This window comes from Nostoc sp. FACHB-892 (genome assembly GCF_014698795.1).
Taxonomy (GTDB): Bacteria; Cyanobacteriota; Cyanobacteriia; order Cyanobacteriales; family Nostocaceae; genus Nostoc.
In genome coordinates, this window is the sequence record NZ_JACJTR010000117.1 from 1 (window position 1) to 5,640 (window position 5,640).

Annotated in this window: 6 protein-coding genes; 4 read left to right on the plus strand and 2 right to left on the minus strand. The window is 40.1% G+C overall.

From position 1 onward, the window contains the following. Nucleotides 1–636: 636 nt before the first annotated feature. Both H6G96_RS39930 and H6G96_RS39935 read right to left on the minus strand, forming a co-directional pair. The gene (locus tag H6G96_RS39930) at nt 637–1,623 is read right to left on the minus strand and encodes a ParB/RepB/Spo0J family partition protein (protein ID WP_199339886.1); all 987 of its coding nucleotides are present in this window, start codon (nt 1,621–1,623) and stop codon (nt 637–639) included. Continuing rightward, nucleotides 1,620–2,309 carry a ParA family protein gene (locus H6G96_RS39935; protein WP_199339887.1) on the minus strand — a complete coding sequence of 230 codons (690 nt, stop codon included), beginning with the start codon at nt 2,307–2,309 and terminating at the stop codon, nt 1,620–1,622. The genes H6G96_RS39930 and H6G96_RS39935 overlap by 4 nt, the downstream gene beginning before the upstream one ends. A 240-nt stretch (nt 2,310–2,549) precedes the next feature. Between H6G96_RS39935 and H6G96_RS40885 the strand changes: the two genes are divergently transcribed. From H6G96_RS40885 to H6G96_RS39955, 4 genes are all read left to right on the plus strand, one after another. Beyond that, the gene (locus H6G96_RS40885) at nt 2,550–3,080 is read left to right on the plus strand and encodes a hypothetical protein (protein WP_199339888.1); all 531 of its coding nucleotides are present in this window, start codon (nt 2,550–2,552) and stop codon (nt 3,078–3,080) included. Between the two features lie 58 nt (nt 3,081–3,138). After that, the gene (locus H6G96_RS39945) at nt 3,139–3,654 is read left to right on the plus strand and encodes a hypothetical protein (RefSeq protein WP_190920096.1); all 516 of its coding nucleotides are present in this window, start codon (nt 3,139–3,141) and stop codon (nt 3,652–3,654) included. A 418-nt stretch (nt 3,655–4,072) separates the two neighbouring features. Continuing rightward, nucleotides 4,073–5,032, plus strand: coding sequence for a ParM/StbA family protein (locus H6G96_RS39950; protein WP_190920098.1), 960 nt, complete (start codon nt 4,073–4,075; stop codon nt 5,030–5,032). Nucleotides 5,033–5,042: 10 nt separating this feature from the next. Continuing rightward, nucleotides 5,043–5,333: a hypothetical protein gene (locus tag H6G96_RS39955; protein WP_190920099.1), complete on the plus strand. Its 291-nt coding sequence runs from the start codon at nt 5,043–5,045 to the stop codon at nt 5,331–5,333. The last annotated feature ends 307 nt before the right edge of the window (nt 5,334–5,640 follow it).

Consider the following 5,640-nt stretch of genomic DNA (forward strand, 5'->3'; position numbering starts at 1 on the left):
CTCTGTTTAATCTCACAAATGACAAAACTACTGCTTTATTGCTATTCCACTTATTTCAAGGCGCAATCTTAGACTTCTTGGCTACGGGAAATGCACAACGTGGACAGCAAACCATCAAGGCTTTCACCGAAACGCTGCGGTAGCTTCAACGCGGTTGTTTAGATCGTCTCGAAAAGATGAAGAATTGCTTAAGCCACGACTTGATAAGATTCCGTCCGAGGAATGGAAGGATCTCAATCTTGACCTAACTCCACGGGAATATGTTATGGACTAGAGCGGTAAAACTTGCTAGAGGTAGGTTGGAAGCATAGTAAACTCGTTTGATATTTTCTAAGACGCATACTTAATTAAGCCTTTAGTCTCACCTCTCCAGTTAGTTTTGCCGTTCTAGGTTATGGAAAATAGATCAGCCGAAGAAAGTTTGATGGTTGGGACATGAAGTACTTAGTGTGAATTTGCGGTAAGCTGACAATACCTTACCGCAACCAAGTTGCACTATGATGTGATTGAAGCATCTGTATCCGGCTATATTCAGAAGACATCTATGTTAATAGTGGGTTTGTCACAGTGCGTTGCAATTGCTCGATACTGCCTGAGTTTATTGCTCTTGTCTTACTACTAAATCCACTTCTGTTTTCAATTTTTGACAATCGCTTCAAGCTGACTAAGCAGATTCTCCAGCTGTTGAGTTTTTTTCGGATCACTCCAAAGCATCTTGTTTTTCTTTGCCACCTCAATCGTATTAGTTAAGCGTTGTTTCAGACTTACAGGTTCGGACTCGGACAGTGCTTTTTTACTACCATTCAATGCTTTAACTCGTTGCTTAATTTCAGAAAGGCTAAGGGAATTATTGATAGCTTCTTCTAAAACTTTTTGCCTGCTATCTTTGTCTTTGACACTAGCAATCAAAATTCCTTTAGTGTAATGAATTTTACCTTGACGAATAGCATTCAATATCTCTACTGGTTTTTTAAATAAGGGAAGTCGAGTTGCAACGAATGATTGCCAAGTAATTCGCCCGAATGAATTAAATACCTGTTGAACAAGTTCAGCTTCTTTACTAACCAAAACGTTTTGGTTAACAGTATTTTTTGTGGCGTTGTTCATTCGGTAAAGAAAACTAACAACTTGCTCAGTTTCGTAGCCCAGTTGAATTTCAAGCACTCGCAAAGTGTTGTCTAATTCCTCTAAAGCACTGAAGTCACGGCGATTTGTATTTTCTGATATCGCAGCATAAAAAGCGGTTCGATCATCCCAATCAAAAACCTTGACTGGTATATCTTCTAATTTTAGTATCTCTGCTGCTTTTAATCGCCGAAGTCCTGCAACCAACTCATATTTTTCAGATTGAGTGGGATGGGGACGTACCCACAGAGGAGAACGAATTCCATTGGGTTGAATATCATTTAGCGCCCATTCTTGTAGCTCTTCTAAATCATAGTAATGTCGAACTGGCTTGCCATCTGGAATAAATGTGAATGTACAAACAATTGCGTTGTGCGGAATGATTTGTTCTTGAGCTACTTCCGCTATTTGTACAATTTCCTGAGTAGTGGCTTGTCCAAAGACAAAGTTCAGTTCTTCATTGTTAGCAATATTATCCTTGAGTTTTCGTCGAGTCATGATTCTGATTCAAATAACTTCAAAGCTTCTGTTAGGATTTTGACGTAAGCACTTGCCGCCGCTTTAGGAGCTTCTCCCTTCATACGAAATACTGTACTACCTTGTCCAGGTGCATCCTTGATACACTGACGGTCAGGAAGGGTAGTATTAAGCAAAGGTATAATACCGCTTTGCAAAGCTTCTCTAGCTTCTCGTAATAAAATAGTGTTGTCTTTTACTGCATTTAGATAAAGCGCTGCTATCGGCAGCCCTCCTCGAATTTCCTTTGCTTGACGCACAAATTGTACAATTTTACCTGTACTTGCTAAATCGATCATGGAGTCCCTGCAAGGAATAAGTACTAAATTAGAACGGATCAAAATTGCTTTTGTCACCTCACTTGCATTTCCTGGTCCATCAACAATTACGACATCATAAGACTCTGCTAACTTTGGAAGTTCGTCAAATAAAACCTCTGGATCACCAATGACCTTACAAGGCAAGTTCAGATCCTTCAACCAACTTGATGAGCTTTCCTGCCCATCTGCATCAACTAAGATAGTGGAATGCCCCATCTGGGTAAACCAATCAACAGCATGAACTGCTCCTGTTGATTTCCCTGCTCCACCTTTCTGGTTAGCAAATGCCAAAATTTTAGGAAGCTTTTCAGATTTGGTCGTAGTCTTCGTAGGCTTGGATTTTACCATAGGAGCAATTCTCACTTTGCAACAATTGTATTAGTCTTCATAGAATTATCATTTTTAAGATAATTTTCAAGTATTCTTTTAGAACAGATTCAGCAGAGTATCTATTATCAAATAAGTCAATTAACCCAAATATATGGCTTGATGTTATCACTGATTCAAAATAAAGAATAAAAATAAAGTTAACCAAAACGTTTTGGTTAAATAAAACGAATATAAGTAACCCCCCTGACAGAAAGACTAATGAAATCTACTGAGCGTCCATCTAAAACACCAGAGAAACAAGAGCCAAAGCTCAACGGTCAAATTTCCAAATTTAGCCCTCCCCCGGCTGATGACAAGTTGCCGGAAGAACTCACAACTGACCAACAGCCCGGCCATCCCCCTGCCGAGGAAAAACCCCTAGAGCCACCAAAAGTTAAGCCGCAAGTGACTGGCAAGCGCAACAAGAAAAAAATAGATTCACCACCAGCAACCAAACCTTATATACCCTTTCAAGACCGCCCCGAAGAACCAGAATTACCGCCAGAACCCTGTCAGCACATGCAATTCCTGAATTGCAACTCGGAGGTAGGGCGTGTGATATTCGAGTGCTATCATTGCCAGCAGGGGATAATCAGCGAGTACAGCGGAGAACCCGTAATGGGCGAGTACAAAGGACGACCTTCAGTAATTTTCACAAAAGTAAAATGCCCCAACTGTGAGCAAACAGCAATTAGACTGCAAGCAAGGGAAGTGCTTTCGATTACCGCGATACCTTCACCTTGGCAGTAATGATCGCACGCACGCTCCCTCTTCAAGAGTGATTAGTAAGAGATATTTACGATTGATAATGCAAAAGTTGAAAATTTTACCCTCAATAATAACTGCATTAACGACGCTTACGCTTAATAGTTGTAGCACCGCTACAACTGAACAGTATGAAGCTACAGCACTCACCAGTTACACCTGGCAAGTTAAGTATGCCAATGATCTAACTAGTCAACCACAGCCACGCATTGAAACCTTTGCTAACACTTCAATGTTGAATAGGAATGGATTGAAACCGACAGGAGCAGTTGTTGGCCCAGATGACAGAGGGCTATGGTGGCCTACTTTACCGCCGCGACCAAGCGTTGAGCAAGTTGAACAACGCAAAAAACCTCAAGAAGAGGCAGGCAAGCCCGAATTGGTGAAAGATGTAAAGTACAAATTGACCTATGGAGTGGGTAATTCTCAGAACACGCTACCTACTAACTATGAAGTTTATCGACAAGTGGTAAAAGCTTACCCCCAAAGAACTCCTTTGCAATTGACTTTGGGTGTGAATGATAATTCAGTTGAGAAAGCTGAACCTGTAAGCAAGTAGTGACTCGCTCGTTACGTATTCAGCAAGAAGTTAGAGTGAAAGACTGAATTGCTTTTCAACAATCTTATTGACAGTAAAGTATAAATCAAAGAGTCAACAATGATCTAATTTAATTTTTGCTCCGTTGATAAAAGATATTTCAAAAATTCTTATTGGGGGCTATATGGGGGCTATATATACCCCAACAATATCTCAGGACTTTGGTGAGATTTTGACCCCTATATAGGGTATATATAGGTGCTATATGGGGTATATTTGACTGACTAACATTTTATACCCCATTTAGCCCCCAAGGGGTTATGATAAGCTCTTGAGATTAGGCAAAAAATGGGAAATTATTTTATTCTTCTTTCTCTTGCTCTTGCAGGTCACTTCAACAGATAATTTTCAAAAATCAAAGTCTATTACCTTTGTCTTTATGTCAAGCATTCACACCTTACAAAAAATTTTTCCTGCGGGTTTCGATAACGGTTACGGAAGCCTCAAACTTTTAGTCGAAGGGTTTGAAGTAGTTCGTGTCCCCAGCTATATAACCAATGCCGAGATGGAAGATGTTCCAGGACGTGTAGTTTTTAACGGTACTGCTTACACCGTTGGAGAGTCAGCTTACCGTACAGGAAATTATTTTGACCGCAACACAGACAATAATGAAAATAAAGTAAATAATGCGTTGTTGACTTTGTTGGGCGCATTGGCACATCTACCACACCGTAAGGCTTGGCACTTAAAGTTAGTCGTCAGTTTACATGATGTCGGTCTGGCTGAAGAATTGCAAAAAGTACTCAATGGAGAATATCAGCCAATACTTGCTGGCAAACAATCAGAAGTAAAAGTAGAAGTACTGAAAGTTGTACTAGAGGGTATGGGTGCATTGTTTGGGCATCCACTACCCAAAAAATTAACCATTTTAGACTTTGGCAATGGAACAACCCTGTATTCTCGTTACAACCAAGGGAAACGAGAAGTTCACACTGCCTACCCCATCGGTGTAGAAGTCCTCATTGATGATATCTCCCAAAAAATGAAACATCTAAATGGCGGAAAAATCGGGGATGCCTCCAAAATCCGATTTTGTTTGGAAATGGGGCATACCCGATACAGCCGTGACATCGATATCAAAGATGTATACAGTGCTTGTTTGAAAGATTGGTATGAAAAATACTTGAAGAAAGTGGTGAATCTGACCCTTGATGCCAAGCACCAGGGGGATGAAATCTGGGCGATTGGTGGAGGCTGCCTCTTACCTGGATTTAAAAAGCTGTTGGAGAAAAACGGCTTCAAAATCTTGGACAATCCGGTAGAAGCCAATGTCTCTGGGCTTTTAGAGATGGCGAAAACCATTAACAGCAAAAATCTAACGGGCACATCTCTTAAGTGAAGTTATAACAATGGCAGATAAAAAAGACTTAGCACCGGAAAAAGTTCGCCTCAAAGATAATTACCGAGAGCGCATATTTGCAGAATCGCAAAAACTAGATAAAAGTTACCTGGACACGATTTACTTTATAGTTGATTGCTATTTTGTTTTCATTAAAGCTGGATTACCTGTACAACATATACCAAACACTCCGATTAATACTGAGTCAAACCAACTCACGTCTTGGACTCCAACTCCATTTGCACAGGAGAAAGAAGAGGATTCTGAACCGGAAACATTCAGCCTTGATTTTGATTTATAACCATCAAAGCAAGTTGGCAACATAATGGTAACGGTATCATTTAATATATTTTAAGCGATATCCGTTCCTCAGCTCCCTCTGAAAAATCACCACTCAACGCTGGCGATCGCTGCCCTTGACATATCTACCTTGCCTTTATCTGTAGGTATGTATCATAAAGCTAGCTATTTGACAAGATAGTTGTTATACTTATTTACATGAACAATGATTTAGACTTCAAATCTCCTGAGCTATTTGGTTCTGTTGTTTTCAGACCTAATTTTAATAGCTTTAAGACTATCAATGCTTCCCAAGCTTGGTCTTTATT

Bases quoted from the DNA above. Each gene is read 5' to 3' on its own strand.
- H6G96_RS39955 (WP_190920099.1), top strand. From the start codon at position 5,043: ATGGCAGATAAAAAAGACTTAGCACCGGAAAAAGTTCGCCTCAAAGAT.
- H6G96_RS39930 (WP_199339886.1), bottom strand. From the start codon at position 1,623: ATGACTCGACGAAAACTCAAGGATAATATTGCTAACAATGAAGAACTG.
- H6G96_RS39950 (WP_190920098.1), top strand. From the start codon at position 4,073: ATGTCAAGCATTCACACCTTACAAAAAATTTTTCCTGCGGGTTTCGAT.
- H6G96_RS40885 (WP_199339888.1), top strand. From the start codon at position 2,550: ATGAAATCTACTGAGCGTCCATCTAAAACACCAGAGAAACAAGAGCCA.
- H6G96_RS39945 (WP_190920096.1), top strand. From the start codon at position 3,139: ATGCAAAAGTTGAAAATTTTACCCTCAATAATAACTGCATTAACGACG.
- H6G96_RS39935 (WP_199339887.1), bottom strand. From the start codon at position 2,309: ATGGTAAAATCCAAGCCTACGAAGACTACGACCAAATCTGAAAAGCTT.